Origin of the sequence: Streptomyces brasiliensis (assembly GCF_014647875.1) — a bacterium.
GTDB lineage: Bacteria > Actinomycetota > Actinomycetes > Streptomycetales > Streptomycetaceae > Streptomyces > Streptomyces brasiliensis.
On record NZ_BMQA01000008.1, the window covers coordinates 76,233 to 103,228 of the forward strand.

21 protein-coding genes are annotated in these 26,996 nt (G+C 71.0%); 12 read left to right on the forward strand and 9 right to left on the reverse strand.

The window, feature by feature from the left end:
* Positions 1-9 precede the first annotated feature (9 nt).
* The 5 genes from IEZ19_RS14820 to speB all read right to left on the reverse strand — a co-directional run bounded on the left by IEZ19_RS14820 (position 10) and on the right by speB (position 7,178).
* Entirely contained in the window at positions 10-1,377 is a 1,368-nt protein-coding gene (locus tag IEZ19_RS14820; protein WP_189311864.1) for an extracellular solute-binding protein, read from the reverse strand.
* 98 nt (positions 1,378-1,475) lie between these two features.
* Positions 1,476-4,037: a caspase family protein gene (locus IEZ19_RS14825; RefSeq protein WP_189311645.1), complete on the reverse strand. Its 2,562-nt coding sequence runs from the start codon at positions 4,035-4,037 to the stop codon at positions 1,476-1,478.
* 4 nt (positions 4,038-4,041) lie between these two features.
* Positions 4,042-4,404 carry an effector-associated constant component EACC1 gene (locus tag IEZ19_RS14830; RefSeq protein WP_229840345.1) on the reverse strand — a complete coding sequence of 121 codons (363 nt, stop codon included), beginning with the start codon at positions 4,402-4,404 and terminating at the stop codon, positions 4,042-4,044.
* Positions 4,405-4,527: 123 nt separating this feature from the next.
* Positions 4,528-6,213 carry a thiamine pyrophosphate-binding protein gene (locus tag IEZ19_RS14835; RefSeq protein ID WP_189311647.1) on the reverse strand — a complete coding sequence of 562 codons (1,686 nt, stop codon included), beginning with the start codon at positions 6,211-6,213 and terminating at the stop codon, positions 4,528-4,530.
* Positions 6,210-7,178 (reverse strand): agmatinase, encoded by a 969-nt coding sequence (speB, locus tag IEZ19_RS14840; RefSeq protein WP_189311649.1) that lies wholly within the window; start codon positions 7,176-7,178, stop codon positions 6,210-6,212. Before speB ends, IEZ19_RS14835 begins: the two co-directional genes overlap by 4 nt.
* A 248-nt stretch (positions 7,179-7,426) precedes the next feature.
* Between speB and IEZ19_RS14845 the strand changes: the two genes are divergently transcribed.
* Together IEZ19_RS14845 and IEZ19_RS14850 are read left to right on the forward strand one after the other, a co-directional pair.
* Positions 7,427-9,028, forward strand: a complete 1,602-nt coding sequence (locus IEZ19_RS14845) for a PucR family transcriptional regulator (protein ID WP_189311650.1) — start codon at positions 7,427-7,429, stop codon at positions 9,026-9,028.
* Positions 9,029-9,094: 66 nt separating this feature from the next.
* Positions 9,095-9,883, forward strand: a complete 789-nt coding sequence (locus IEZ19_RS14850; protein WP_189311651.1) for a phosphatase — start codon at positions 9,095-9,097, stop codon at positions 9,881-9,883.
* A gap of 70 nt (positions 9,884-9,953) precedes the next feature.
* Here IEZ19_RS14850 and IEZ19_RS14855 read toward each other — a convergent pair whose 3' ends face one another.
* From IEZ19_RS14855 to IEZ19_RS14870, 4 genes are all read right to left on the reverse strand, one after another.
* A complete protein-coding gene (locus tag IEZ19_RS14855; RefSeq protein ID WP_189311652.1) occupies positions 9,954-10,217 on the reverse strand; it encodes a hypothetical protein in 264 nt (87 codons plus the stop codon).
* Between the two features lie 404 nt (positions 10,218-10,621).
* Positions 10,622-11,488, reverse strand: coding sequence for an acyl-CoA thioesterase (locus tag IEZ19_RS14860; protein WP_189311653.1), 867 nt, complete (start codon positions 11,486-11,488; stop codon positions 10,622-10,624).
* A 36-nt stretch (positions 11,489-11,524) separates the two neighbouring features.
* Positions 11,525-12,682: an acyl-CoA dehydrogenase family protein gene (locus IEZ19_RS14865; protein WP_189311654.1), complete on the reverse strand. Its 1,158-nt coding sequence runs from the start codon at positions 12,680-12,682 to the stop codon at positions 11,525-11,527.
* Between the two features lie 152 nt (positions 12,683-12,834).
* The gene (locus IEZ19_RS14870; RefSeq protein WP_189311655.1) at positions 12,835-13,434 is read right to left on the reverse strand and encodes an SACE_7040 family transcriptional regulator; all 600 of its coding nucleotides are present in this window, start codon (positions 13,432-13,434) and stop codon (positions 12,835-12,837) included.
* A gap of 96 nt (positions 13,435-13,530) precedes the next feature.
* Here IEZ19_RS14870 and IEZ19_RS14875 point away from each other — a divergent pair, with 96 nt between their 5' ends.
* From IEZ19_RS14875 to IEZ19_RS14920, 10 genes are all read left to right on the forward strand, one after another.
* Positions 13,531-15,162 carry a carboxyl transferase domain-containing protein gene (locus IEZ19_RS14875; RefSeq protein WP_189311656.1) on the forward strand — a complete coding sequence of 544 codons (1,632 nt, stop codon included), beginning with the start codon at positions 13,531-13,533 and terminating at the stop codon, positions 15,160-15,162.
* An 11-nt stretch (positions 15,163-15,173) separates the two neighbouring features.
* Entirely contained in the window at positions 15,174-17,105 is a 1,932-nt protein-coding gene (locus IEZ19_RS14880) for an acetyl/propionyl/methylcrotonyl-CoA carboxylase subunit alpha (RefSeq protein ID WP_189311657.1), read from the forward strand.
* Positions 17,102-18,046, forward strand: a complete 945-nt coding sequence (locus IEZ19_RS14885; protein WP_189311658.1) for a hydroxymethylglutaryl-CoA lyase — start codon at positions 17,102-17,104, stop codon at positions 18,044-18,046. The genes IEZ19_RS14880 and IEZ19_RS14885 overlap by 4 nt, the downstream gene beginning before the upstream one ends.
* A gap of 5 nt (positions 18,047-18,051) precedes the next feature.
* Positions 18,052-19,212: an acyl-CoA dehydrogenase family protein gene (locus IEZ19_RS14890; protein WP_189311659.1), complete on the forward strand. Its 1,161-nt coding sequence runs from the start codon at positions 18,052-18,054 to the stop codon at positions 19,210-19,212.
* Between the two features lie 815 nt (positions 19,213-20,027).
* Positions 20,028-21,077 carry an ABC transporter substrate-binding protein gene (locus IEZ19_RS14895; protein ID WP_189311660.1) on the forward strand — a complete coding sequence of 350 codons (1,050 nt, stop codon included), beginning with the start codon at positions 20,028-20,030 and terminating at the stop codon, positions 21,075-21,077.
* A 14-nt stretch (positions 21,078-21,091) separates the two neighbouring features.
* Positions 21,092-21,913 (forward strand): siderophore-interacting protein, encoded by an 822-nt coding sequence (locus tag IEZ19_RS14900; protein ID WP_189311661.1) that lies wholly within the window; start codon positions 21,092-21,094, stop codon positions 21,911-21,913.
* 88 nt (positions 21,914-22,001) lie between these two features.
* Positions 22,002-23,444 (forward strand): lysine decarboxylase DesA, encoded by a 1,443-nt coding sequence (gene desA, locus IEZ19_RS14905; RefSeq protein WP_189311662.1) that lies wholly within the window; start codon positions 22,002-22,004, stop codon positions 23,442-23,444.
* Positions 23,428-24,705, forward strand: a complete 1,278-nt coding sequence (locus tag IEZ19_RS14910; RefSeq protein ID WP_189311663.1) for a lysine N(6)-hydroxylase/L-ornithine N(5)-oxygenase family protein — start codon at positions 23,428-23,430, stop codon at positions 24,703-24,705. Before desA ends, IEZ19_RS14910 begins: the two co-directional genes overlap by 17 nt.
* Positions 24,702-25,226: a GNAT family N-acetyltransferase gene (locus IEZ19_RS14915; RefSeq protein WP_189311664.1), complete on the forward strand. Its 525-nt coding sequence runs from the start codon at positions 24,702-24,704 to the stop codon at positions 25,224-25,226. Before IEZ19_RS14910 ends, IEZ19_RS14915 begins: the two co-directional genes overlap by 4 nt.
* Positions 25,223-26,992, forward strand: a complete 1,770-nt coding sequence (locus tag IEZ19_RS14920) for an IucA/IucC family protein (RefSeq protein ID WP_189311665.1) — start codon at positions 25,223-25,225, stop codon at positions 26,990-26,992. The genes IEZ19_RS14915 and IEZ19_RS14920 overlap by 4 nt, the downstream gene beginning before the upstream one ends.
* The last annotated feature ends 4 nt before the right edge of the window (positions 26,993-26,996 follow it).

Here is a 26,996-nt window from a genome sequence, read left to right on the forward strand (position 1 = left end):
TGGGCGGATTCAGTCCGGGAGTGCCTTGCGCAGTGCCGTGTCCAGGCGCTGCGCCAGTTGTGTGTTGGTCGGCGGGTGGTGGTCGAACAGCGCGCCGAGTTCGGTGGTGAAGGTCTGGGTGAACGCCCCGTACAGCGGGGTGCGTGGGCGCTGGACCGCCTTCCGCAGGGCCGGGAGCAGGATGTCGCCGGCGTACTTCGGGCGGCCGAAGGCGTCGCGCGGCATGTGGTCGGTGTTCTCGCCGGTCGGCGTCGCCGAGGGCGCGGCGGAGGTACGGGCGTGCGAGCAGGTCACTCCGTCGTCCAGGTAGGCGGAGGTGCGGGTCGCGGCGAACCCGGCGTTCAGCAGGCAGCGTTCGCTGTCCCGGTCGGTGAGGAACCGGATCAGCTCGGCCGCCTTGGCCGACCGCTCCGACGAACTGGTCACCGCGAGGTTCTGGCCGCCGAGCACCGCCTTGCCGGGCAGCGGGGCCACGCCGAGCTGTTTGTCGGTGAACGTCTGGTAGAGGGCGGGGTAGGCGTACGGCCACTGGCGCAGGAAGGCGGTGCGGCCGTCCGCGAAGTCGCTGAGCGTGGCGGGCTCGTCGGAGTCGACGGCGTCGTCGAGGGTGTACGCCGGGTCCGTGCGCTGACGCAGTTCGGCCACACCCTCGGACAGCTCCTGCTCGGAGGCGGTGTAGTGGCCGTCGTCGTCGGTGAGTTCGAAGTGCGTCGCGACGGAGGCGAACGCCTCGATCGCGTTGACGGTACGGCCCTCGTAGCCGCCGAGTTGCGTGGTCCAGCCCGCGTCATAGCCCTCGGGGCGCTTGCCGTCGACGGCCTTGATCAGCTGCTGCAGCTCCTCCCAGGTGACCCCCTTGCTCAGATCGGTCCGCCGGGCACCGGCCGCGCCCAGATAGTCGCGCCGGTAATAGAGGAGCCCGACGTCGCTGTTGAACGGCACCGAGTACCGCTCGCCCTTCCAGTCGCCGGTCGCGGCCACCGTCCGCACGAGGTCGTCGGGCTCCTCCACGGCCTTGTCGGACAGCTCGCGGATCAGTTTCGCCTCGGCGAACTCCGGCACCCAGGTCACATCGAGGTTGACCACGTCGTAGTGGGCACTGCCCGACTGCAGGGCGCCGAGCAGCTGGCTGCGCTGTTCGTCGGCGGAGCCGGGCAGTTCGACGAGGCGGGCGTGGTAACCGGAGTCGCCCTCGCGTCGGTTCCAGGCGTCGATGAGCTGCTGCCGTATGCCGTTCTTCCCGGTGACGTCGCGCCCGCTGGCGACCACGATCTCGCCGGGCGACTCGTCGGCGGACTTCGCGTCCCCGCCGCCGCCCGTCCCGCCCGTGCACGCGGCGAGCGTGAGCGTGAGCGGCAGCAGCAGGGAGATGAGCATCCGGCAGCGGGCGTAACACGTCCGCGACCGGACGGAACGACGGCGCCGGGCCGTCCGCGCCCGCTCCCGGGCAGCCCCCGGCATCCCTCGCAGACCCATCAGCTCTCCCCCGTTCCCGTGCGGGCGACCTCGTCGTGCAGGCCCGCGCCGAGGTCGTCGCCCGCGTCCAGGCAGCGTCCGCCGCTCGTCTCGGAGACCAGCGCGTCGGGGCGGCCCCGGTCGCAGCCGCCGCTGGTCAGCGACACCATGGCCACCGGCACGCCGGCCTGGTGGGCCTTGTCCAGCACCTGGGTGAGGTTCTCGCCCTTCAGCCGGTTGTCGTCCTCGTCGTCGGTGAGGTAGACGATCAGCTGCGGATGGTCGTCGTCCTTGCCGCGCCCCGCCATGTCGTCGAGCGCGGCGAGCAGGGCGGCATGCGGGTCGGCCTCGGCGTCGCGCACCCGCGTCTTGTTCCGGTCGGCTAGGACGCGCTCGGCCTCGCCGTTCCTGTGCCGATCGAAGGGCAGCAGAACGGTGTGGCCGCTGCCGTACACCGCCCACACGCCGTACTCGTCCTGCGGGCCCAGCCCGCCCAGCGACTGCTTCAGGATGCCGGGGCCGCCGCTGGGTCCGTCCCACCGTCCCGCCATGGAACCGGAGCTGTCGAGGAGGAACAGGACCCGGCCGGGCCCGTTGGCGCTGCGGTACTTCTCCAGCGCCGTGTCCATCTCCGTCCGCCCCGCCGACTCCAGGAGCTTTCCGGGGTCCAGCCGCACTCCGGCGCCGAGCTTCGACTCCAGCGGCGGGTGCGAGCCGGACGCGCTGCGGAAGCCGGCCCTGCCGAACACCGCCAGCCCCTCCTTGCCCGTCAACCAGCTCCGGAACCGGTCCACCGCGTCCCGGCGCGCGTCCTTGTCACGGTCGGCGTCCTGCCAGCTCACGTGCACGAACGTCGGCTCGAGGCCGGGCACGTCCCCCGGGTAGTCCGCCGTCCGCGCGACGCGGGTCGCCCCGTCGCAGCCGACGCCGCTCTTCATCAGGAACTCCGGCACCAGGGCCGCGGTGCTGTTGTCCACGGCTTCGACGTCGGGCAGCGTGCACAGCAGGTCGGCGGATGTCGGCGAGGGCGGTCCGGACCGCACGAGCCGCTGCTCGCCGGCACGGGCGTCGGCGGAGCCCCCGTACAGACCCATCGTGGCCAGCAGCGCGGCGTCGGTGTACTCCGGGTCGCTGCGGCGCACGTCCGCCTTCGGGTCGGCCTTCTTCAGGTCGTCGACCATCTCGGCCAGCGTGCGGCCGGAGCGGTCGGCCGCGGTGCCGCCCGCGAGCCCCTCGGGCACGGCGAGCACGATCGGCGAGTAGGCGAACGGCTCCTCGCCCCCCGACAGGTGCGCGTAGACGCGGCCCTCCTGCCCGGTGGTGACCCGGCCGACATCCGCGCGGGCGGCCGGGATCCACACGTCCGGCTGCGGTCCGACGTCGCGCTGCGGGTCGTCGTCCTCCCCCGGCTGCTGCCAGGCGTCGGTCCGCTCACGCAGCGCGGTCACGGCGTCGGCGGCACCCGCGCCGTAGACGGTGATGCCGGTACGACGACAGCCCGCGCCGGTGGTGTTCGCCCCGGAGGTCAGATAGTCGGCTGCCGCGGCGCGGACCGTGGACTCCAGGTCGGGGTCGGTCATCACCCGCAACTCCAGCGGCGGCGAGCAGGCGCCGTGGCCGGCGGCCAGGGTGGCGATGCCGTACCCGCCGAGAGCCGTCACGAGGAGAGCGAGGAGCAGCACGGCGACCGCGCGCAGGTGCCGCCTAAGCCATGCGACGGTGCGCTTCAGACGGGTGCGCAGGACCGTGCGGACGCGCTCCGATAAGGGCGGGAGGGGCGGGAGCGACTGGGGTTCGGGCACCGAGACATGCACCGCGGTTTTCGGCTCGGCGCGCAGCAGCACGTCCTCGCCCGGCTCCCAGGCCGCCTGTGGTTCCTGGACGTCGCCGAACGTGGTCGGGTGCCCGGTCCGGAGCATCCGGTCCTTCAGCTGGGCGTAGAGGTCGAAGAGACCCAACTCGGCGTCGTCGTGGTGTTCGTCGAGGAGCCGGACGAGTTCCGCGGTGAAGGGCGTCGCCCCGCTGCCGTCGCCCCCGTCGACGAGACGGTTGGACTGCACGCTCATGAGCAGCAGGATCTTCTCGCGGCCGGGTCCCTCGAAGCTCTGCCAGATCCCGGCCGCGTTGCCCGCGTAGCAGCAGTCGAGGATCACCACGACGCGCTGGGCGTTGCTGCCGGCCAGCTCGGCCAGGACGTGGAGGAACCATGCCGCGTTGGGGAACACGTCGTGCTTGCCCGCCAGGACGCGCGCGTTGCGCATCTGCAGGAACAGATCGGCGCCCGAGCTGGAGACGATGCCGTGCCCGGCGAAGTAGAACAGCAGCAGCCCTTCCGCCTCCTGGGCGGCACGGTGCAGAGCATCGTCGAAGACGTCGTGGGACGGGGACGCGCTGACGACCACCTCACCCTCACCGAACACACCGGACCTGCGCAGCACGCTCTTGAGCCGGTTGCGGTTGTGGCGGACGGACGGCAGCTGTCCGGGCACGCCGTCCGGTGTCTCCGCCAAGGTGTAGTCGTACTCGGACACGCCGACCAGCAGGGCGCGGTTCGTCCTACCGCGCGGGTCGTAGCGGCTCACCGCGCTACCTCTCGTCGGAGTCCAGCGACGAGACGCTCGCCCGGGGTTCCTCTCCGCTCTCCACCCGGCGCCGGTTCTCCAGCCAGGCCTTCACCGCCCGCTCGACGTACCGCACCAGTTCGGTGACCGCGGCCGAGGTGGCGGAGCCGGCCAGGACGAGCACGATCTCCGTACCGAAGCCCATGTGCCCCTGGGGCTGATCGGTGCGAGGCCGCTCCTGGATGCGGAGGGTGTCCTCGCTCATCCGCTCCTCCAGCGGCTTCTCCCGCTCCAGCCACGTCTTCAGCGCGGTGACGTCGCTGCCGCTCGCTCTCCCGTCCAACCGGACCCGTACGCCTAATTCAGGCACTGCATCCCCCTCCGCCATGGTCCACATCATGACACCGGGTGCCGCGGCTCAGGGAGACCTGTGACCGACCTGGCGAAAGCGGTTGCGCGACACCCCCGCAACCCCTGCAGAACACACACGGTTCGGCCCGGGTGCGCCGGCTCAGTCCAGGTGCGTGGGCGCGAACATCCGCAGCAGCGCCGGGAGTACGACCACGGAGGGGCCCGGGGTCGTGAGCGCCTTCGCCAGGTCGGTCTCCAGGGTCTCGGGCGTCGTGCGGATGCCGGGGACGCCGAAGGACTCGGCGAGGGCCACGTAGTCGGGGCGCGTGAGGTCCGTCGCCGTCGCCTCATCGAACGCGTCCGTCATGTACTCGCGCAGGATGCCGTAGCCGCCGTCGTCCACGATCAGCCAGGTGACGTTCAGCCGGTACTGGCGGGCCGTCGCCAGCTCGGCGATCGAGTAGAGCGCGCCGCCGTCGCCCGACACCGCGAGCACCGGTCGGGTCGGGTCGGCTGCCGCCGCGCCGAGCGCCGCCGGGAAGCCGTAGCCGAGGCCGCCGGCGCCCTGAGCCGAGTGCATGGTGTTGGTGCCGCGCGGGTCGAAGGCCGACCAGGCCCAGTACGCCAGGATCGTCATGTCCCAGAAGGACGGGCAGCCGGCGGGCAGCGCCGCCCGGACCGACCTCAACACATCCTGTTCCAGGGTGAGTTCCTGCGACGCGATCCGCTCGGCCACCCGGGAGAGCAGGCCGCGCACCCGCTCGGGGGCCGTCGGGTCCGTGCGCGGGGTCACCGTCTCCAGCAGCGCCTGCAACGCCAGGCGCGCGTCCGCGTGGATGCCCAGTGCCGGGTGGTTGGACTCCAGCTTGCCGAGGTCGGCCTCGATCTGGACGACCCGGCCCCTGGGCTTGAACGTGTGGTAGTTGGAGGAGAGTTCACCGAGGCCCGATCCGACCACCAGCAGGACGTCGGCGTCCTCCAGGAAGTCGGTGGTGTGCCGGTCCTCCAGCCAGGACTGCAGGGAGAGCGGGTGGGTCCAGGGGAACGCGCCCTTGCCGCCGAACGTGGTCACCACCGGGGCGTCGAGCGTCTCCGCCAGCTGCCTCAGCTTGCCCGACGCGTCCGCGCGTACGACCCCGCCGCCCGCGATGATCGCCGGACGCTCGGCGCGTGAGAGCAAGTCGGCGGCCACCGCGGTGAGTTCGGGGCGCGGCGGCAGCTCGTCCGGGGTCGCGTCCAGCGCCGTCACGACCGGGAGCGAGGTCTCGGCGAGGAGCACGTCCTGCGGGATCTCCACCCACACCGGGCCGTGCGGGGCGGTCAGCGCCGACTTCCAGGCCGCGGCGAGGGCGGAGGGGATCTGCGACTGGGTGCGGACGGTGTGGACCGACTTCACCACGCCCCGGAACGAGGCGGCCTGGTCCGGGAGTTCGTGCAGATAGCCGTGTCGGCCGCCACCCAGTCCCGGGGTGGGGACCTGGCTGCTGACCGCCAGCACGGGCGCCGAAGCGGCAGCCGCCTCCTGCAGCGCCGCGAGCGACGTCAGCGCGCCCGGGCCGGTCGACAGCAGCAGCGGCGCGGCCTCGCCCGTGATCCGGCCGTACGCGTCCGCCGCGAACCCGGCGTTGTTCTCCACCCGCAGGCCGATGTACCGGAGGCCGGAGCGGCGCAGCGCGTCGAACATGCCCAGCGCGTGCTGGCCGGGCAGCCCGAAGACGGTCGTCGCGCCGAGCCCGGCCAGCGTCTCCACGACCAGGTCACCGCCGTTGCGCCCGGGGGGAGGGTTCAGGGCGGCGGCGGTCTGCGCCTGCGTGGGACGGAGCACCAGGTCGTGGTCGTGCGTCACTTCGCGCGAGCCTCCGCAATCTGCCGGGTCATGATCGTGGTCAGTTCGTACGCGGTGTGGGAGGCCGCGACCGACGTGATCTCCGCGTGGTCGTAGGCGGGGGCCACCTCGACGACGTCCGCCGAGACCAGGTTGCAGGATGCCAGCCCGCGCAGGATCTCGAGGAGTTCGCGGGAGGTCATGCCGCCGGCCTCGGGCGTGCCGGTGCCGGGCGCGTGGGCCGGGTCGAGGCAGTCGATGTCGATGGAGATGTAGAGGGGCCGGTCACCGATGCGCTGCCGCAGCTGGTCGGCGACCTCGTCGGCGCCGCGCCGGTAGATGTCGGCGGAGGTGACGATGCCGAAGCCCATCTTCTCGTCGTCGGTGAGGTCCTGCTTGCCGTAGAGCGGACCGCGGGTGCCGACGTGGGACAGCGCCGACGTGTCGAGGATGCCCTCCTCGACCGCCCGGCGGAATGGCGTGCCGTGCGTGTACTCGGCGCCGAAGTAGGTGTCCCAGGTGTCGAGGTGCGCGTCGAAGTGGAGCAGGGCGACCGGGCCGTGCTTCCTGGCGACCGAGCGCAGCAGCGGGAGCGCGATGGTGTGGTCGCCGCCCAGGGTCATCAGCCGGGCGCCGGTGCCGAGCAGGTCGTCCGCCGCCGCCTCGATGGTCTCCACGGCCTCGTTGATGTCGAACGGGTTCACGGCGATGTCGCCGCCGTCCGCGACCTGGGCGAGCGCGAAGGGGGACGCGTCCTGCGCCGGGTTGTAGGGGCGCAGCAGCCGGGACGCCTCGCGGATGGCGTTGCCGCCGAAGCGGGCACCCGGCCGGTACGAGACACCGGAGTCGAACGGAACGCCCACCACGGCGACGTCGGCGGCGCCGACCTCGTCGAGCCGGGGCAGCCGGGCGAAGGTCGCGGGACCGGCGTACCGCGGGATGCGGGAGGAGTCGACGGGGCCGCGGGGCGTCTCGTTGCCACTCATCGGGAATTGCCTTCTTTCCGGCGCTTCGTCGCGCACGTACCGCTTGTTCTTCTTGTGCTGCTTGTCGTACGACTCTACTGGTGAGCCGGGACCGGCTCGGACAAGCTTTCAGGGGACCGTCCGGCGAGAGAACCCACCCCTCGGTTGACGGTGCTGCGCTTCGGGGGTTGACCCTAGGTGGCCGAAAAGAGCCCTGGAAGTGTACGTTTCATCCACTCGGGCCGCTGGGAGTGAAGGAAACGCACATCATGCTCGAACTCTCCGTTCCGCCCACGCCACCGGTGCCGCTGGCGGCGCTCCTGGCCCGCGAGGACCTGGGCCTGCGCCAGATCGCGGGCCCTTCCGGTCCCGGCATCGTGATCCACTGGGCGCACACCTCGGAGATGGCCGATCCGTACCCGTATCTGCTGGGCGGCGAGCTGCTGCTGACGGCGGGGGTGCACATCCCGGAGGCGGCCGGTTCGGATGGGGGCGCCTCCCACCGAGCGGATCCGAGACCGGGGGGGTACTTCGACGACTACGTCGCCCGCATCGTGGCGGCGGGCGGCACGGCCCTCGGGTTCGGTCTCGCCCCGGTCCACGACACGGTGCCGCGCGCGCTGGTCGCGGCGTGCGAGGCGTACGAGCTGCCGCTCCTGGAGGTGCCGCCCCGCACGACGTTCTCCGGTGTGGCCCGCGCCGTGTGGCAGCTGATGGCCGAGGCCCGCCTCGCGGAACTGCGCCGCGTCACGGAGGCCCAGCAGAGCCTCGCGGCCGCCGCGTCCCGCCCCCACCCGGTGCCCTCGGTGCTGCGCCGGCTGGCGCAGCGGCTGGGCGGCTGGGCGGTGTTGTACGGCCCGGACGGCACCGGGATCGCGGACGCGGGCCGCCGTCCGGCGGCCGAGACACGCCGCGCACTGACGCTCCTGACCGACGTGGTCCGGCCACCGCACGGCACGCAGACCGCGAGCGGTTCGCCGCCGCCCGGAGACCGTGTGCCGCGCCCCGCGGACGCCCCGCCCCGCACGAGCGGCGCCCCGGCCACCGGGTCAGGACTCCCCACCCCCTCCTCCGCCACCGACACCCTCGAGGCCGCCCATCTCGCCGCCTACGCCCTCGGTGCCGGGCAGGGGTTCGTGCTCGGGGTGGCCGTGCCCCGGCGGGAGGCGGGGGATCACACCATCGCCTCCGTCGCGGCCGTGCTGCTCTCCCTGCTCACGGGCGAGCACCAGAGCGGGGCGGGGGCGGCCCGATCCTCGGCGCTCGTCCGGCTGCTGCTGGGCGCGCCGCCGGAGGATGTCGCGGCCCTGCTCGGTCCCGACCGGTGGGTCGTGGTGCACGCCCGGCCGGAGGGCCAGGCGCCGGACGCCGTCGCCGCCTCCGCGCTGGGCGCGGCGCTGGGCTCGGCGCTGGTCGACCTCGCCCGTGACGTGGTACGGATCCTCGTGCCCGCCGACCGCGAACCCGCCCCGCAGCCCGGCTGGACCCTCGGTGTCAGCGCCGCCGTCGCCCCGCACGACTGGCCGGCCGCCGACACCCAGGCGGCCCGCGCCCTGGCTCGCGCCCACGCCACCCGCACCACGCTGGTCCGGCACTGCAGCCGCCCGAGGCTCGCGCAGTTGGTCGCGCCCGAGGAGGCGGAGGGATACGCCCGCACGGTGCTCGCGCCGCTCGCCCCGCACCCGGCGCTCGCCGAGACTCTGCGCACCTGGCTGTCCCTGCACGGGAGTTGGGACCGGACCGCGGTCGCCCTGGCCGTGCACCGCAACACCGTGCGGCAGCGGATCGCCCGGTGCGGCACGCTGCTCGGCACGGACCTCGACGATCCCGACGTGCGCATGGAGCTGTGGTTCGCGCTCAAACAGATGTGAGTGACCCGCGTCCCAGCGTGCGATACGCCGGGGAATCGCCCCCCGCCCTGCCCCACAATGGGAGGCATGCCGATACCAGGGACACCCAGCCGCGCCGAGCTCATCGACCACCTGGTGACGACCCGTATCGCGGGCGACGTCGCCACGCCCCGCGAGAACAACCTCTCCCACTACCGCAAGCTGGCCAACGGCGACCGCAACTTCTGGCTCGGCCTCGAGCTCGGGGACCGCTGGACCGACGAGCAGGACGTGCTCGCGGTGATGGCGGAGCGGGTCGGAGTCGACGACGACGCCGAGTACCGGCATGGACAGGACACCATCGACCCGGAGTTGACGGTCGACGCCCTGGACCGGATGGCGGCCCGGCTGCGCAAGGCGGCCGAGGGGCGGCAGCGGGTGCTGTTCGCGACGGGGCATCCGGGCGGCCTGCTCGACGTGCACCGGGCGACGGCCGCCGCGCTGCGCGCCGCGGGCTGCGACATCGTGGTGATCCCGGACGGGCTGCAGACGGACGAGGGGTACGTCATGCAGTTCGCGGACGTGGCCGTCCTGGAGCACGGCGCGACGCTGTGGCACACCCACTCGGGCGAGCCGATGCGCGCCATTCTCACGGGACTTGAGCGCGAAGGTGCGGCGGCGCCGGACCTGGTCGTCGCAGACCACGGGTGGGCCGGGTTCGCCGCGCAGCAGGGTGTCGACGCGGTCGGGTACGCCGACTGCAACGACCCGGCCCTGTTCCTCGCCGAGTCGGAGGGCACGCTGCAGGTGGCCGTGCCGCTGGACGACCACGTGCTCAGCCCGCGCCACTACGACCCGATGACGGCGTATCTGCTGTCGGAGGCGGGCCTGGCGTAAGGGAGTTCACGCTCCAGCGCCGTGAAACGCGCGATGCGCGGCCCCCCTTGGGGAACCGCGCAGCGCGTCTTCATGTCGGGTCAGCGACCGCCACCACCGTGGCCGCCGCCACCGTGACCGCCACCACCGTGACCGCCGCCATGGCCGCCACCGTGACCGCCGCCATGGCCGCCACCGTGACCGCCGCCATGGCCGCCACCGTGACCGCCGCCATGGCCGCCACCGTGACCGCCACCGTGACCGCCGCCATGGCCGCCACCGTGACCGCCGCCATGGCCGCCACCGTGACCGCCGCCATGGCCGCCACCGTGACCGCCACCGTGACCGCCGCCATGGCCGCCACCGTCGTCGAGACGACTGTAACTGCCGTGGTCGTAGGAGTGGTCGGACGCCGAAGCGGTGCCCGCTGTCCCTATCGCGATGCCACCGGCCATCATCAGCCCGGCGGCAGACACCGCGAGAAGGCGCCTGGCGCGTTGTGCTCGCATGAGAGATACCTTTCGTTCCATCGTCTCTCGCGCCCGTGGGGAGGCGTACGAGAGTGGATGGCCGCAGCCGCATGGAGCAAGAGGTGCGGCTCGGTCTGAGGTGTCACCGCATATTCATCTGAAAAGCACGGGCGCGGCCGACGGTGTCGTGACCTGTCCGGCCAGATATGCCGTGCATGCGGCTTTCACTCATAGAGCCTAGTCCTATGCAAGCAACCCGGCACCTCGGGAATCCCAGGGCCCACAGGGGTTACCGGGGGACGCGGACCACACCCTCCTGGATCACGGAAATGGCAAGGCTTCCGTCCCGGGTGTATATGCGGGCCTGGCCCAGTCCGCGGCCGCCGTACGCGGACGGGGACTCTTGGTCGTAGAGCAGCCACTCGTCGGCGCGGAAGGGACGGTGGAACCACATCGCGTGGTCCAGCGAGGCCCCGACGACGTCACCGACGGCCCAGCCACCGCGGCCGTGTGCGAGCAACACGGAGTCGAGCAGCGTCATGTCGGAGACGTAGGTCGCGAGGACGACGTGCAGCAGGGGTTCGTCGGCGAGCTTGCCGTTGGTGCGGAACCAGACCTGGCTGTGCGGCTCGCGCGGCTCTCCGAACTTCCCGAACGGCGGCTCGTCGACGTAGCGCAGGTCGATCGCCTCGCGGGCCTCGATGAACTTCTCGACGACCCGCGGGTCGAGGTGACCGTAGTCGCGCAGCCGCTCCTCGGCGGTGGGCAGCGTGGCCGGGTCGGGCGCGGGCGGCATCGGGGTCTGGTGGTCGAGGCCGTCCTCGTGCACCTGGAAGGACGCCGACAGGGCGAAGATCGGCCGGCCGTGCTGGACGCCGATGGCGCGGCGGGTGGTGAAGGAGCGGCCGTCGCGGATGCGCTCGACGGTGTAGACGATGGGCGCACCGGGGTCACCGGGGCGCAGGAAGTACGCGTGCAGGGAGTGGGGTTGCCGGTCCGCGGGGACCGTGCGCCCGGCGGCGACGAGCGCCTGGGCCGCGACCTGTCCGCCGAAGACGCGCGGGATGACGGCGGACCGGGACCGGCCGCGGAAGATGTTCTCCTCGATCTGCTCCAGGTCGAGCAGATCGAGGAGATCCTGAAGTGCCTGGCTCATGGGAGTCAGTTGTACCCGCCGGTCGATTCGCGGACCTTACAGGCCCATGTCCTTCGCGATGATCGTCTTCATGATCTCGCTGGTCCCACCGTAGATGCGGTTCACCCGGTTGTCCGCGTAGAGGCGGGCGATCGGGTACTCGTTCATGAAGCCGTAGCCGCCGTGCAGCTGGAGGCAGCGGTCGATGACGCGGTGGGCGACCTCGGTGCAGAACAGCTTGGCGCTGGCGGCCTCGGCGGGGGTCAGCTCGCCGGCGTCCAGGGCCTCCGTGGCACGGTCGGCGACGGCCTGGGCGGCGTCCACCTCCGCCTGACAGGCGGCCAGCTCGAACTTGGTGTTCTGGAAGGCGGCGACGGGCTGCCCGAAGACGGTGCGCTGCTGCACGTACTCCTTGGCGAACCGGACGGCGGCCTTGGCCTGCGCGTACGCGCCGAACGCGATGCCCCAGCGCTCGGAGGCGAGGTTGTGGCCGAGGTAGTAGAAGCCCTTGTTCTCCTCGCCGAGGAGGTCCTCGACAGGCACCTTGACATCGACGAACGCCAGCTCGGCGGTGTCGGAGGTCTTCAGGCCCAGCTTGTCGAGCTTGCGGCCGACGGAGTAGCCCTCGGCCTTGGTGTCCACGACGAAGAGGGAGATGCCGTGGCGGCGGTCCTCGGCGGTGGGCGCGGCGGTGCGGGCACAGACGATCATGCGGTCCGCGTGCACGCCGCCGGTGATGAACGTCTTGGCGCCGTTGAGGACGTAGTGCGTGCCGTCCCCGGAGAGCTTGGCGGTGGTCTTCATGCCCGCGAGGTCGGAGCCGGTGCCCGGCTCGGTCATCGCGATGGCCCACATCTCCTCGCCGGAGACGAACTTCGGCAGGTAGCGCTTCTTCTGCTCGTCGGTGGCGAGCAGCTTGATGTACGGCAGGCCGAGCAGCACGTGCACACCCGAGCCGCCGAAGGAGACACCCGCGCGGGCCGTCTCCTCGTAGAGGACGGCCTCGAACTTGTACGAGTCGATGCCCGCGCCGCCGTACTCCTCGTCGACGCGAATACCGAAGACGCCCAGCTCGGCGAGCTTGTAGTAGAAGTCGCGCGGCGCCTGGCCGGCCGCGAACCACTCGTCGTACACCGGGACGACCTCGGCCTCGATGAAGGCGCGAAGAGTCTCCCGGAACGCCTCGTGATCCTCGTTGAACACCGTACGGCGCATCGCCGCCACCTCCACCGGGGGTCCTTCATGCACAGACGTGCAGCTGCCTAAGCGCTTGCTCAGACAACCTTACCGGCGAGTACGGACACCCGTCCAGGGGATCCCGGCCGTAACGCTCGTCACGTGCGCCCTCGGCGGGGACGGCCGGGCGCTCACTCCGTCCCGGCCGCCGCGAACGCTCCCCGGGCCATCCGGTGCAGCAGTTCCGCCGTGACCGTGCGGCCCGGCAGGGCGCCCGGACGGGCCAGGTGAGGGGTCGAGTTCAGGAGGCCGAAGACCGAGTGGACCGCCGAGCGGGCCGTCGGTTCGGCGAGGGCCGGGTACACCGAGCGGACCACCTCCACCCACAACTCGACGTACTGCCGCTGCAGCTGGCGCACCAGCTTGCGGTCCGTGTCCCGGAGGCGGTCCAGCTCGCGGTCGTGCAGGGTGATCAGGGGACGGTCGTCGAGCGCGAAGTCGATGTGCCCCTCGATCAGCGAGTCGAGGACCGCCTCGGGCCCGGCCACCCCGTCGGCCTCCTGCAGGCGCCGCTTCGCCCCGGTCAGCAGCTGACCACTGATGCCGACGAGCAGCTCCGCCAGCATCGCGTCCTTGCCCGCGAAGTGCCGGTACAGACCGGGACCGCTGATCCCGACCGCGGCTCCTATCTCGTCGACCCCGACGCCGTGGAAGCCGCGCTCGGCGAACAGCCGGGCGGCCTCCTTGAGGATCTGCTCACGGCGGGTGGGGGCGTCGGTTCTGGTGACCATGGAAGCAATTCTAGACAGGGAGGTTAGCGGTCGTTAACCTGAAGGAGATGGTTAACGCTCATTAACAGTCGACCGCTGGGTGAGGGGACCGCAAGAATGCAAGAGGCACCGGAGCTGACCAGCGCGGCCGACCCCGCGTCGGCGGCCTGGCAGGCCAACGAACAGGCCCACCTCGCACTCGTCGAGGAGCTGCGCGCCAAGCTGGCCGCGGCGGCCCTCGGCGGCGGCGAGAAGGCGCGCGCCCGCCACACCGCGCGCGGCAAGCTGCTGCCACGCGACCGCGTGGACGCCCTCCTCGACCCCGGGTCGCCCTTCCTGGAGCTGGCCCCGCTCGCGGCCGACGGGATGTACGACGGACAGGCGCCGGCCGCGGGTGTCATCGCCGGGATCGGCCGGGTCAGCGGCCGCGACTGCGTGATCGTCGCCAACGACGCCACCGTCAAGGGCGGCACGTACTACCCGATGACGGTGAAGAAGCACCTGCGCGCGCAGGAGGTGGCCCTGGAGAACCGGCTGCCGTGCCTGTATCTCGTGGACTCCGGCGGTGCCTTCCTGCCCATGCAGGACGAGGTCTTCCCCGACCGCGAGCACTTCGGCCGGATCTTCTACAACCAGGCCCGGATGTCCGGCGCCGGCATCCCGCAGATCGCGGCCGTCCTCGGCTCCTGCACCGCCGGCGGGGCGTACGTCCCGGCGATGAGCGACGAGGCCGTCATCGTCCGGGGCCAGGGCACGATCTTCCTCGGCGGTCCCCCGCTGGTGAAGGCCGCCACCGGCGAGGTCGTCACCGCCGAGGAGCTGGGCGGCGGCGAGGTGCACTCCCGGATCTCCGGTGTCACCGACCACCTCGCCGAGGACGACGCCCACGCGCTGCGGATCGTACGGAACATCGTCGCCACGCTTCCCGCCCGGCAGTCCCTGCCCTGGGAGGTCGCACCGGTCGCGGAGCCGAAGGCGGACCCGTACGGCCTCTACGGCGCGGTCCCCGTCGACTCCCGCACCCCCTACGACGTCCGCGAGATCATCGCGCGCGTGGTCGACGGCTCCCGCTTCGCCGAGTTCAAGGCCGAGTTCGGGCAGACCCTGGTCACCGGCTTCGCCCGGATCCACGGCCACCCGGTCGGGATCGTCGCCAACAACGGCATCCTGTTCTCCGAGTCCGCCCAGAAGGGCGCCCACTTCATCGAGCTGTGCGACCAGCGCGGCATCCCGCTGGTGTTCCTGCAGAACATCTCCGGCTTCATGGTGGGCAAGGACTACGAGGCCGGCGGCATCGCCAAGCACGGCGCCAAGATGGTGACGGCGGTCGCCTGCACGCGCGTGCCGAAGCTCACGGTCGTCGTCGGCGGGTCGTACGGCGCCGGCAACTACTCGATGTGCGGCCGGGCCTACTCCCCCCGCTTCCTGTGGATGTGGCCCAACGCCAAGATCTCCGTCATGGGCGGCGAGCAGGCCGCGTCCGTCCTCGCGACCGTCAAGCGGGACCAGCTGGAGGGCCGGGGGGAGTCCTGGTCCGCCGAGGACGAGGAGATCTTCAAGGCGCCGATCCGAGCGCAGTACGAGCGTCAGGGCAACGCCTACTACGCGACCGCCCGCCTGTGGGACGACGGCGTGATCGACCCGCTGGAGACCCGGCAGGTACTGGGTCTGGCCCTGACCGCCTGCGCCAACGCGCCGCTTTCCCAAAAGGACTACACGGCGCCCCAGTTCGGCGTCTTCCGGATGTGAGGAGGGGAACCGTGTTCGACACAGTGCTGGTGGCCAACCGGGGCGAGATCGCCGTACGCGTGATCCGTACGCTGCGCTCGCTCGGCGTGCGCTCGGTGGCGGTCTTCTCCGACGCCGACGCGGACGCGCGGCATGTGCGGGAGGCCGACACGGCGGTACGGATCGGTCCGGCGTCGGCGGCCGAGAGCTATCTGTCGGTGGAACGGCTCCTGGAGGCCGCCGCCCGCACCGGCGCACAGGCCGTCCACCCCGGGTACGGCTTCCTGGCCGAGAACGCCGCCTTCGCGCGCGCGTGCGCCGAGGCCGGGCTCGTCTTCATCGGGCCTCCGGCGGAGGCGATCTCCCTGATGGGAGACAAGATCCGCGCCAAGGAGACGGTGAAGGAGGCCGGGGTGCCGGTCGTCCCCGGCTCCAGCGGCAGCGGGCTGAGTGACGACCGGCTCGCCGACGCGGCACGCGAGATCGGCGTACCCGTACTGCTCAAGCCGTCGGCCGGCGGTGGCGGCAAGGGCATGCGGCTGGTGCGGGAGCTGTCCGCGCTGGACGACGAGATCGCCGCCGCCCGCCGCGAGGCCCGCGGCTCCTTCGGCGACGACACACTGCTCGTCGAGCGGTGGATCGACCGGCCCCGGCACATCGAGATCCAGGTGCTGGCCGACGGGCACGGGAACGTCGTCCACCTCGGCGAGCGCGAGTGCTCGTTGCAGCGCCGGCATCAGAAGGTCGTCGAGGAGGCGCCGAGCGTGCTCCTGAACGAGGCCACGCGCGCGTCGATGGGCGAGGCGGCCGTGCAGGCAGCCCGCTCCTGCGGGTACCGGGGCGCGGGCACGGTGGAGTTCATCGTCCCCGGTGAGGATCCGAACTCGTACTACTTCATGGAGATGAACACCCGTCTCCAGGTGGAGCACCCCGTCACGGAACTGATCACCGGGATCGACCTGGTGGAGTGGCAGCTGCGGGTGGCGGCCGGGGAGCGGCTGGGCTTCGGACAAGAGGACGTACGGCTGACCGGGCACGCCGTCGAGGCCCGGATCTGCGCCGAAGACCCCGCGCGCGGGTTCCTCCCGTCCGGCGGCACGGTGCTCCTGCTGAACGAGCCCCAGGGCGACGGCATCCGCACCGACTCCGGGCTCAGCGCGGGCACCGAGGTGGGCAGCCTGTACGACCCGATGCTGTCCAAGGTCATCGCGTACGGCCCCGACCGCGAAACGGCGCTGCGCAGACTCCGGGCCGCCCTCGCCGAGACCGTCACGCTGGGCGTGCAGACGAACGCGGGGTTCCTGCGGCGGCTGCTGGCGCATCCGGCGGTGATGGCGGGCGAGTTGGACACCGGGCTGGTGGAACGGGTGGTGGACGAGCTGGTCTCCACCGACGTGCCGGACGAGGTGTACGAGGCGGCGGCGGCCGTACGGCTGGAGGCGCTGCGGCCGCGCGCCCAGGACTGGGTGGACCCCTTCTCGGTGCCGAGCGGCTGGCGCCTGGGCGGGACTCCGAAACAGCCCGCCTTCGACCTGCGCGTGGCCGATCCGGTCACATACACCCCGCGCGGCACCCACACCGTCACCGAGGACCGGGTCTCCGTCACCCTCGACGGCGTCCGGCACGCCTTCCACCGGGCCGGTGACTGGATCGGCCGCGACGGCGACGCCTGGCACGTGCGCGACCACGACCCGGTGGCCGCGTCCCTCACCCGGGCCGCGCACACGGGCGCCGACTCCCTCACCGCGCCCATGCCCGGCACGGTCACCGTCGTGAAGGTGGCCGTCGGGGACGAAGTGACCGCAGGCCAGAGCCTGCTGGTGGTGGAGGCGATGAAGATGGAGCACGTCGTCTCCGCCCCGCACGCCGGCACGGTCGCCGAACTGGACGTGACACCCGGCACGACGGTCGCCATGGACCAGGTGCTGGCCGTCGTCACACCGCACGAGGAGGGCGAAGCATGACAGCGCTGGGACTGCCCATGACCGTACCGGCCCAGGATCTGCCCGAGCGGGTCCGTATCCACGAGGTCGGCGCGCGCGACGGGCTGCAGAACGAGAAGTCGACCGTGCCTACGGAGGTCAAGGCCGAGTTCATCCACCGGCTGGCCGACGCGGGGCTGACGACCATCGAGGCGACCAGCTTCGTCCACCCCAAGTGGGTGCCCCAACTGGCCGACGCGGAGGACCTGTTCCCGAAACTCGGTGGTCTCCGGGAGGTGGCCCTCCCGGTGCTCGTGCCCAACCGGCGCGGCCTGGACCGCGCGCTGGTGCTCGGCGCGCGCCGGGTGGCCGTCTTCGCCAGCGCGACCGAGTCCTTCGCCAAGGCCAACCTCAACCGCACGCTCGACGAGTCGCTGGCCGTGTTCGACCCGGTCGTGCGGCACGCGAAGGACGCGGGCGTGCACGTACGCGGCTATGTGTCGATGTGCTTCGGCGACCCCTGGGAGGGCCCGGTCCCCCTCCACCAGGTGGTCCGCGTCTGCACGGCGCTCAGGGACATGGGCTGCGACGAGCTGAGCCTGGGCGACACCATCGGCGTGGCCACCCCGGGCCATGTCCTCGAACTGCTCGCGCTGCTCAACGAGGAGGGCGTGCCGACGAACATGCTCGGCGTGCACTTCCACGACACGTACGGCCAGGCGCTCGCGAACACCTACGCGGCGCTGGAGCACGGCGTGACGACGATCGACGCCTCCGCCGGAGGCCTGGGCGGCTGCCCGTTCGCCAAGTCCGCCACCGGAAACCTCGCCACCGAAGACCTCGTGTGGATGCTGCAGGGCCTCGGCATCGAGACAGGGGTCGACCTCGGCCGTCTGACCGCCACGAGCGTGTGGATGGCCGAACAGCTGGGCCGGCCCAGCCCGTCCCGTACCGTCCGCGCTCTCTCCCACAAGGACCAGTGATCAGCATGGACCACCGTCTCAGCCCCGAACTGGAAGAACTCCGTCGTACGGTCGAGGAGTTCGCACACGACGTCGTGGCGCCCAAGATCGGCGACTTCTACGAACGGCACGAGTTCCCGTACGAGATCGTGCGCGAGATGGGCCGCATGGGCCTGTTCGGACTGCCGTTCCCGGAGGAGTACGGCGGCATGGGCGGCGACTACCTCGCGCTGGGCATCGCCCTGGAGGAGCTGGCCCGGGTCGACTCGTCCGTGGCGATCACGCTGGAGGCGGGGGTGTCGCTCGGCGCCATGCCGATCCACCTCTTCGGCACGGAGGAGCAGAAGCGCGAGTGGCTGCCGCGCCTGTGCACGGGCGAGATCCTGGGCGCGTTCGGTCTGACGGAGCCGGACGGCGGCAGCGACGCCGGGGCGACGCGTACGACGGCCCGCCTCGACGAGTCGACGAACGAATGGGTGATCAACGGCACGAAGTGCTTCATCACCAACTCGGGTACGGACATCACGGGGCTGGTGACGGTCACGGCGGTGACCGGCCGCAAGCCGGACGGCAGGCCGCGGATCTCGGCGATCATCGTGCCCTCGGGCACGCCGGGCTTCACGGTGGCCGCGCCGTACTCGAAGGTGGGCTGGAACGCGTCCGACACCCGTGAGCTGTCGTTCCAGGACGTCCGCGTCCCCGCGGCGAACCTGCTGGGCGAGGAGGGCCGGGGCTACGCTCAGTTCCTCCGCATCCTGGACGAGGGCCGCATCGCGATCGCGGCACTCGCCACCGGCCTGGCGCAGGGCTGTGTGGACGAGTCGGTGAAGTACGCGAAGGAGCGGCACGCCTTCGGCCGCCCCATCGGCGCCAACCAGGCCATCCAGTTCAAGATCGCCGACATGGAGATGAAGGCGCACACGGCCCGCCTGGCCTGGCGTGACGCGGCCTCGCGGCTGGTCGCCGGCGAACCGTTCAAGAAGGAGGCAGCGCTGGCGAAGCTCTACTCCTCGACGGTCGCCGTCGACAACGCCCGCGACGCCACGCAGGTGCACGGCGGGTACGGCTTCATGAACGAGTACCCGGTGGCCCGCATGTGGCGCGACTCCAAGATCCTGGAGATCGGCGAGGGCACGAGCGAGGTCCAGCGGATGCTGATCGCAAGGGAGTTGGGACTGGTCAGCTGACGGCTCCCTGCCTCTGAGTCCGCGGGAGAGCCACGGACGGTTCCTCGGCGACGGCGGTGTGCCGGTAGGGGCGTTCGGCGGCGCCGAGGACGCGGGTCTGGCTGCCGGGGTCGGTGACGGCCCGGTCCGGACGGGCGGTGAAGGCGGCCCAGCGGCGCGGTCACCGCTCGCGTAGCAGGCGACGCCGTCCGGTTCACTGAGGCGGCAGGCCGTGACGACGTGACGACGCAGGATCATCGCGCCGAGTGTGAAGCCCTGCAAGTCCCAGCGAAAGCCGAGCCGTTCGTCGGGGACGGTGGCGGCGGTCGGCCGGATCTCGTGGGCGGACTCCCCGCCGCTGCGCCTGTCTCCGGCTTCGGGGCGGTGCCGGTGACTGAGGAGCAGCTCAAGTCCAGTTCGCCAAGAGGAAGTTCGACGAGATCGGACGACCAGACGTACGACGGCCGGGCACGCGGTCCGGGCAGGCGCTGCATGCGCCCTCGCCTCGACGGACGCAACGGCGCCGCCCGGCGTCCACCGGGCGCCCCGACTGCGGGCGGCAGCGCCTCCTGCCCCCACGTTGCACCACGTGGCATCGGCGACGGGTTCGCACAGGGCGCGCCGCAAGGCACCGCCGTACACGGAAGGCGCCCCCGACCCGCCGTGCGCCGCCGGCGACATCAACGACCCCAGGAACTCCGCCGGAACGCGGCACCGATTCATTCTGATCGCGGATGCCGGTGCGACCCACCCTCTGGACATTAAGTGAGGTTAGGCTAACCTACCTTCGAACTTGTCCGGCGGGCGCTTCGCCCCGTTCGAAAGCAGTCACACCCATGCCCAATGCCCGTGCCACCCATCTCGCCCGCCGCGGCATCCTCGCCGCCGGCGGTGCCCTCGGTCTCGGTGCCGCGCTCGCGGCCTGCGGCGACGACAACGGGAAAAGCACGGACTCCGGGAGGGAGACGGCGGCGGCCAAGAGCGGCCCCTGGTCCTTCAAGGACGACCGCGGCCAGACCGCCAAGGCCGACAAGGTCCCGTCCGGCATCGTCGCCTTCGTCGGAGTCGCCGCCGCGCTGTACGACTACGGCATCCAGGCCAAGGGCGTCTTCGGCCCCACGACGACCAAGGACGGCAAGGCCGACGTCCAGGCCGGCGACATGGACGTCAGCAAGGTGACCGTCCTCGGCAACGAGTGGGGCCAGTTCAACATCGAGAAGTACGCCTCCCTCGCGCCCGACCTTCTCGTCTCCACGATGTTCGACAACGTCGGCACCCTCTGGTACGTCCCGGAGGAGTCGAAGAAGAAGATCGCGGCCGTCGGCGCTCCGAGCGTCGGCATCTCCGTCTACGACCGCCAGCTCACCGAACCGCTCCAGCGCATGCTGGCACTCGCCAAGTCCCTGGGCGCGGACACCACTTCGGCCAAGGTCACCGAGGCCAAGAAGCGCTTCGAGGACGCGGCCGCCCGGCTGCGCGCCGCCGCCAAGGCCAAGCCCGGCATCAAGGTCATGGCCGGTTCCGCGAGCCAGGACCTGTTCTACGTCTCCGGCTCCAACCTCTCGATCGACCTGGAGTACTTCAAGGCCCTCGGCGTGAACTTCGTCGAGCCCCCGGAGAAGGCGAAGGCCGAGGGCGGCGGCTGGTACGAGTCGCTGAGCTGGGAGAACGTCGACAAGTACGACGCGGACATCATCATGATGGACAACCGCACCTCGGCCATCCAGCCCGCCGACATCACCGAGGGCACCTGGAAGAAGCTCCCCGCGGTCAAGGCCGGCCAGGTCATCGCCCGCAACCCCGAGCCGATCCTGTCGTACGACAAGTGCGCCCCGCTCCTCGAGGACCTCGCGTCGGCCATCGAGAAGGCCAAGAAGGTCAGCTGAGAGGTCGCTTCACCATGACGACGGCCGTGGCCGCCCCGTTCCGTTTCTTCTCCCTCCAGATCGTACGGACGAGGCGGCTCGGCCCGTCTCTCGTCCGGGTCACCTTCGCCGGGCCCGAACTGCACGACTTCCACTCCCACGGCCTCGACCAGTCGCTGTCGCTCTTCCTGCCGCATCCGGGGCAGAGCGAGCCTGCCGTGCCCATCGATCTCGGTGCTGGATGGTGGCAGGGGTGGCGTGAACTCCCCGACCACGTACGGGCCGTCATGCGCTCGTACACCCTCCGCGCCCTGCGTCGCGAACCCGACGAGATCGACATCGACTTCGTTCTGCACACCCCGGCCGGGCCCGCCTCCACCTGGGCCTCCCGAGCCACCGCCGGTGACCGCGTCCTGCTGCTCGGACCGGCCGTCGCGGACAACCGGGCGATCCGGTTCCGGCCGCCCGAGGACACCGATCTCGTCGTCATCTGGGGCGACGAGACCGCCGTACCCGCCGTCTCCGCCATCCTCGAGTCCCTGCCGGCCGGTCTGCGTGCCGTCGCCTGGCTGGAGGTGCCGCACGTTGGCGACATCCAGGACCTCGACACCTCCGCGGACGCGGACATCACCTGGCTCGTGCGCGCCCACGGCTCCCCCATGGCCGTGGACGCGCTGCGAGCTGCCCAACTCCCGCCCGCCACACGGCCCTACGTCTGGATCGCGGGCGAGTCCGGGCGCGTCAAGGAGCTGCGCCGGCATCTCGTCGGCGAGCGCGGGACCGACAAACGGAGCGTCACCTTCGTCGGCTATTGGCGCCACGGCCTCACCGAGGAACAGCTGCGCGAGCACGCGTGATCGCTGTCATGGGAGAGGCGGACCCACCCCTCAGAGGAACTTAGGTTAGGCTTACCTAAGTTAATGACTCCCCACCGGAGGACCCCCCATGCGCTCGCACCTGCTCAATGACCTCACCGCGGAGCACTACCGCCGCTCCGTGACCGAAGGAGTCGAGCGGGTGGCGGCCAAACTCGCCACCACCGACCGGCCGTTCACCGGCGTCACGGTCGACGCCCTCGCCCCCGGCATCGAACGGATCGACCTCGACCAGCCCCTGCACGACACCACCGCGGTGCTGGACGAGCTGGAGGACGTCTACCTACGCGACGCGATCTACTTCCACCATCCCCGCTACCTCGCCCACCTCAACTGTCCGGTCGTCATCCCGGCCGTGCTCGGCGAGGCCGTGCTCTCCGCGGTCAACTCCTCCCTCGACACGTGGGACCAGTCGGCCGGCGGCACCCTCATCGAGCGCAAACTGATCGACTGGACGGCCGCCCGCATCGGCCTCGGCCCCGCCGCCGACGGCGTGTTCACCTCGGGCGGCACGCAGTCCAACCTTCAGGCGCTGCTCCTCGCGCGAGAGGAGGTCAAGACCGACTCCCTCGCCAAACTGCGGATCTTCGCCTCAGAGGTCAGCCACTTCAGCGTCAAGAAGTCCGCGAAACTGCTCGGCCTGTCCCCCGACTCCGTGGTCTCGATCCCCGTCGACCACGACAAGCGCATGCAGACCGTCGCCCTCGCCCACGAGCTGGAGCGCTCCAGGCGGGACGGTCTGATCCCGATGGCGGTCGTCGCCACCGCCGGCACCACCGACTTCGGCTCCATCGACCCGCTGCCCGAGATCGCCGAGCTGTGCGGCCGCCACGGGGTGTGGCTGCACGTGGACGCCGCCTACGGCTGCGGACTGCTCGCCTCGCTCAAGTACCGCGACCGGATCGCCGGCATCGACCGCGCCGACTCCGTCACCGTCGACTACCACAAGTCCTTCTTCCAGCCGGTGAGTTCGTCCGCCGTTCTGGTCCGTGAAGCGTCGACGCTGCGGCACGCCACCTATCACGCGGAGTACCTCAATCCGCGCCGCATGGTGCAGGAGCGCATCCCCAACCAGGTCGACAAGTCCCTGCAGACCACCCGCCGCTTCGACGCCCTCAAGCTGTGGATGACCCTGCGCACCATGGGCGCCGACGGCATCGGTGAACTCTTCGACGAGGTCTGCGACCTGGCCGCCGAGGGGTGGCGGCTGCTCGCCGCCGATCCCCGATTCGACGTGGTCGTCGAGCCGTCGCTGTCCACCCTCGTCTTCCGCCACATTCCGGCCGCCGTCACCGACCCGGCCGAGATCGACCGCGCCAACCTCTACGCCCGCAAGGCCCTGTTCGCTTCCGGCGACGCCGTCGTCGCGGGCACCAAGGTCGGCGGGCGTCACTACCTGAAGTTCACCCTGCTGAATCCCGAGACGACACCGGCCGACATCGCCGCCGTCCTCGACCTCATCGCTGGCCACGCCGAGCAGTACCTGGGAGAGTCCCTTGACCGCGCGTCCTGAAGCCCCGCACCGCACCTACGACTTCGTGGGGATCGGGCTCGGCCCCTTCAATCTCGGCCTCGCCTGTCTCACGGAGCCGATCGCCGAACTCGACGGCGTCTTCCTGGATTCCAAGCCCGACTTCGAGTGGCACGCCGGAATGTTCCTCGACGGCGCCCACCTCCAGACCCCGTTCATGTCGGACCTGGTCACCCTGGCGGACCCGACGTCGCCGTACTCCTTCCTCAACTACCTGAAGGAGAAGGGACGGCTGTACCCCTTCTACATCCGCGAGAACTTCTACCCGCTCCGCGTCGAGTACGACGACTACTGCCGCTGGGCGGCCGGCAAGCTGAGCAGCGTCCGTTTCGACACCACGGTCACCGAGGTGTCGTACGACGACGAGCTGTACGTCGTCCGGACGGCGGCCGGCGAGACGTACCGCGCCCGCCGCCTGGTCCTCGGCACGGGCACGGTCCCCTTCGTCCCCGAGGCCTGCCGGAATCTCGGCGGCGACATCATCCACACGGCGCAGTACATGCACCGCAAGTCGGAGCTGCAGGCGAAGAAGTCGATCACGATCGTCGGCAGCGGCCAGAGCGCCGCCGAGATCTACCACGAACTGCTCTCCGAGATCGACGTCCACGGCTACCAGCTCAACTGGGTCACCCGCTCTCCGCGGTTCTTCCCGCTGGAGTACACCAAGCTGACCCTGGAGATGACGTCCCCGGACTACATCGACTACTTCCGCGCGCTGCCCGAGGAGACCCGCTACCGCCTGGAGAAGCAGCAGAAGGGCCTGTTCAAGGGCATCAACTCGGATCTGATCGATGACATCTTCGATCTGCTGTACCAGAAGAACCTCGGCGGTCCCGTTCCCAGCCGTCTGCTCACCAACTCCTCGCTGACGAGCGCCCGTCACGCCGACGGGACGTACACCCTCGGCTTCCACCAGGACGAGCAGGGCAAGGACTTCGAGATCCGCACCGAGGGCCTGGTCCTGGCCACCGGCTACCACTATGAGCCGCCGGCCTTCCTCGCCCCGCTCCAGGACCGTCTGCGCTTCGACCGCCACGGCCGCTTCGACGTCGCCCGCAACTACGCCATCGACGTGACGGGCCGCGGGGTCTTCCTGCAGAACGCGGGCGTGCACACGCACAGCATCACCAGCCCCGACCTGGGCATGGGCGCCTACCGCAACTCGACCATCATCCGCGAGCTGCTCGGCACGGAGTACTACCCGGTCGAGAAGACCATCGCATTCCAGGAGTTCGCTGTATGACCTTCACCCTCCGCCCCCTCGACCCCCTCAAGGACGCCGAGCTGCTGCACAGCTGGGTCACGCATCCCAAGGCGGCCTTCTGGATGATGCAGGACGCCGGGCTCGAGGACGTCGAGCGCGCGTACATGGAGATCGCGGCCGACGAGCACCATCATGCCCTGCTCGGGCTGCACGGCGGCGAGCCGGTCTTCCTCATGGAACAGTACGACCCCGCCCATCGCGAGCTTGTCGGGCTGTACGAGCCGCGGCCCGGTGACGTCGGCATGCACTTCCTGGTCGCGCCGACGGACACCCCCGTGCACGGGTTCACCAAGGCCGTCATCACCGCCGTGCTGGCGCACCTCTTCGAGGACCCGGCGACCCGGCGGGTCGTCGTCGAGCCGGACGTGCGCAACACGGCGGTGCACGCGCTGAACGCCGCCGTCGGGTTCGTGCCCGAGCGGGAGATCCAGAAGCCGGAGAAGAAGGCGCTGCTCAGCTTCTGCACCCGGGAGCAGTTCGAGAAGGCGGTGTCCGCATGAGTCTCGCCGACGCCGTGGCCCACCTCTCCCCCGAACGCTGGGAGACCGCGAACCGTCTCCTGATCCGCAAGGCGCTCGCCGAGTTCGCGCACGAGCGGCTGATCACACCCGAGCCGGACGGGGAGGCGTACACCGTCCGCAGCGACGACGGCCTGACCCGCTACCGCTTCACCGCCACCCGCCGCGCCCTCGACCACTGGCAGGTGGCGGCGGACTCGATCACCCGGCATCGCGACGGCGCCGAACTCCCGCTCGCCGCACTGGACTTCTTCGTCGAACTGCGGCAGGCGCTGGGCCTCGGCGACGAGATCCTGCCGGTCTATCTGGAGGAGATCTCTTCCACCCTCTCCGGCACCTGCTTCAAGCTCACCAAGCCGCGGGTCACCTCCGCCGAGCTCGCGAGGAGCGGGTTCCAGGAGATCGAGACCGGGATGACCGAGGGCCACCCCTGTTTCGTCGCCAACAACGGGCGGCTCGGCTTCGGCATCCACGAGTACCTGTCGTACGCGCCCGAGACCGCGAGCCCGGTCCGTCTGGTGTGGCTGGCCGCGCACCGCTCGCGGGCGGCGTTCACGGCGGGGGTGGGCATCGACTACGAGTCCTTCGTGCGGCAGGAGTTGGGCGCGAAGACGGTCGAGCGGTTCGACAGCATCCTGCGCGACCGAGGTCTCGACCCCGCCGACTACCTGCTCATCCCCGTGCACCCCTGGCAGTGGTGGAACAAGCTCACGGTGACCTTCGCCGCCGAGGTCGCCCGGCAGCATCTCGTCTGCCTCGGCGAGGGCTACGACGAGTATCTGGCCCAGCAGTCGATACGCACCTTCTTCAACCGGTCGCACCCCGGGAAGCACTATGTGAAGACGGCCCTCTCCGTCCTCAACATGGGCTTCATGCGAGGGCTTTCGGCCGCCTACATGGAGGCGACCCCGGCGATCAACGACTGGCTGGCGCAGCTGATCGAGGGCGATCCGGTGCTCAAGTCCACGGGCCTCGCGATCATCCGGGAGCGGGCCGCCGTCGGGTACCGGCACCTGGAGTACGAGGCGGCGACGGACCGCTACTCGCCGTACCGCAAGATGCTGGCCGCACTGTGGCGGGAGAGCCCGGTGCCGTCGCTCGAGGACGGCGAGTCCCTCGCCACCATGGCGTCCCTGCTCCATGTCGACCACGAGGGGGCGTCGTTCGCGGGCGCGCTGATCGAGCGGTCGGGGCTGACACCGGTGGAGTGGCTGCGCGGGTACCTCCGGGCGTACTACGTCCCGCTGCTGCACTCCTTCTACGCCTACGACCTGGCCTTCATGCCGCACGGCGAGAACACCATCCTGGTGCTGAGGGACGGGACCGTGCGGCGCGCGATCTACAAGGACATCGCCGAGGAGATCGCAGTGATGGACCCGGACGCGGTGCTGCCGCCCGAGGTGCAGCGGATCCGCGTGGAGGTCCCCGAGGACACGAAGCTGCTGTCGGTCTTCACGGACGTCTTCGACTGCTTCTTCCGCTTCCTCGCCGCGAACCTCGCCACCGAGGGGATCCTCACGGAGGACGACTTCTGGCGCACGGTCGCGGAGGTCACCCGCGCCTACCAGAGGTCGGCGCCCGAACTCGCCGACAAGTTCAGGCAGTACGACATGTTCGCCCCCGAGTTCGCCCTGTCCTGCCTCAACCGCCTCCAACTCCGCGACAACCGCCAGATGGTGGACCTGGCGGACCCCTCCGGCGCGCTGCAGCTCGTCGGCACCCTGAAGAACCCGATCGCCGGGCTCTGACCCC